2 protein-coding genes are annotated in these 2,042 nt (G+C 60.8%); both read left to right on the forward strand.

Going from position 1 to position 2,042, the window contains the following annotated elements:
* Positions 1 to 1,184, forward strand: a 1,184-nt coding sequence (gene istA, locus ACFFJC_RS21220) for an IS21 family transposase (protein WP_379489237.1), incomplete at its 5' end; no start/stop codon positions are given.
* Positions 1,174 to 1,953: an IS21-like element helper ATPase IstB gene (gene istB, locus ACFFJC_RS21225; protein WP_103099315.1), complete on the forward strand. Its 780-nt coding sequence runs from the start codon at positions 1,174 to 1,176 to the stop codon at positions 1,951 to 1,953. The genes istA and istB, both read left to right, overlap by 11 nt.
* Positions 1,954 to 2,042 lie beyond the last annotated feature (89 nt).

Consider the following 2,042-nt stretch of genomic DNA (forward strand, 5'->3'; position numbering starts at 1 on the left):
ATCAGACCAGTGGGCGTGGGACATTCGTACCTCTGGTCTTTCAGCCTGGCGAGGCGTTCCAGTTCGACTGGAGCGAGGATTACGCCGTGCTGGGCGGCAAGCCCACGAAGCTGCAGGTTGCCCATACCAAGCTAGCGCATAGCCGCGCCTTCATTGTGCGAGCCTATCTGCTCCAGACCCATGAGATGCTGTTCGACGCGCTCACGCAGGCGTTCCGGGTGCTGGGCGGCGTGCCCCAGCGCGGCATCTTCGACAATATGAGGACCGCTGTCGACAAGATCGGGACCGGGAAGGCACGACAGGTCAACGCGAGGTTTGCCGCCATGGCCAGCCACTATCTGTTCGAGACCGATTTCTGCAATCCGGCCTCAGGCTGGGAGAAGGGGCAGGTCGAGAAGAACGTCCAGGACGCTCGACGTCGGTTGTGGCAACCGATGCCCAGCTTTCGCGATCTGGCTGAGTTGAACGCCTGGCTGGAAGAACAGTGCACTGCCCAATGGGGTGAGATCCAGCATGGTGTCATGCCCGGCACCGTGGCCGATGTGCATGCCGAGGAAGTTTCCTGCCTGATGCCGTTAGGCCGGCCCTTCGATGGCTTTGTCGAGCAGATCAAGCGCGTGTCGCCAACCTGCCTCATCGCCTTCGACCGCAACCGCTATTCCGTGCCTGCTTCGTTCGCGAACCGGCCGGTTAGCGTGCGGATCTACCCGGATCGCCTTGTCATTGTGGCCGAAGGCCAGATCGTGTGCGAACATGCCCGGCTCATTGACCGCTCCCATCACAAGCCGGGACGCACAATCTATGACTGGCGGCATTATCTGGCGGTGATCCAGCGCAAGCCCGGTGCCTTGCGCAATGGCGCCCCCTTTCTCGAGATGCCCGAAGCCTTCCGACAATTGCAAAGTCATCTGCTCAAGCGCCCAGGCGGCGACAGGGAGATGGTCGAGATCCTGTCTCTTGTTCTGCATCACGACGAGCAGGCTGTGTTAAGCGCGGTCGAGTTGGCTCTGGAAGCCGGTGTCGCCACCAAGACCCACGTTCTTAACGTGTTGCATCGCCTTATCGATGGCAAGGCGCCTCCAGCTTCGCCGATCGATGCGCCTCAGGCGCTGCGCCTGACGCAGGAGCCCGAAGCCAATGTCGTTCGCTATGACACGCTCAGGGAGATCCGCCATGCGTCATGATCCCGCCAGCGCTGCGGTCATCGTCATGCTGCGCAGCCTTAAGATGTTCGGCATGGCTCAGGCCGCAGACGAACTGATCGAGCAGGGTGCGCCCGCCTTCGATGCTGCCTTGCCGATGCTGGCTGGGCTCCTGAAGGCAGAGATGGCCGAACGTGAGGTCAGGTCCATCGCCTATCAGATCAAGGCGGCCCGCTTCCCGGCGTACAAGGATCTGGCTGGCTTCGACTTTGCTGCCAGCGAGATCAACGAAGCTCTCGTGCGCCAGCTTCATCAGGGCGACTTCATGGAAAACGCCGACAACGTCGTGCTCATTGGCGGACCCGGAACCGGCAAAAGCCATATCGCTACTGCTCTGGGCGTCCAGGCTGTCGAGCATCACCGTAAAAAGGTCCGCTTCTTCTCCACGGTCGATCTGGTCAATGCGCTTGAGCAGGAAAAGACTTCGAACCGGTCCGGCCTGCTGGCAGAGCGCCTGCTACGCCTCGACCTGCTCATCCTCGATGAACTGGGCTACCTGCCCTTCAGTTCATCGGGCGGCGCCATGCTCTTCCATCTGCTCAGCAAGCTCTATGAGCGCACCAGCGTCGTCATCACCACCAACCTGAGCTTCAGCGAATGGTCCGGTGTGTTCGGCGATACCAAGATGACCACCGCGCTGCTCGACCGGCTCACTCACCACTGCCACATTCTGGAAACCGGGAACGATAGCTTCCGCTTCCGCGCCAGCACCGCTGCACCCAAAGCCAGAAAGGAGAAGCCAGCATCTTGAACCCGCCGTTCAACGGCAGCACATAAACCACACCCACCCGGGTCACTTCTCAATGGAAACCCCGGGTCACTTCTCAGTGGCAATCAACA

Origin of the sequence: Novosphingobium soli, assembly GCF_042432915.1 — a bacterium.
GTDB lineage: Bacteria > Pseudomonadota > Alphaproteobacteria > Sphingomonadales > Sphingomonadaceae > Novosphingobium > Novosphingobium soli.

Coding starts and splice junctions, on each gene's coding strand:
- istB (WP_103099315.1), top strand. CDS start 1,174: ATGCGTCATGATCCCGCCAGCGCTGCGGTCATCGTCATGCTGCGCAGC.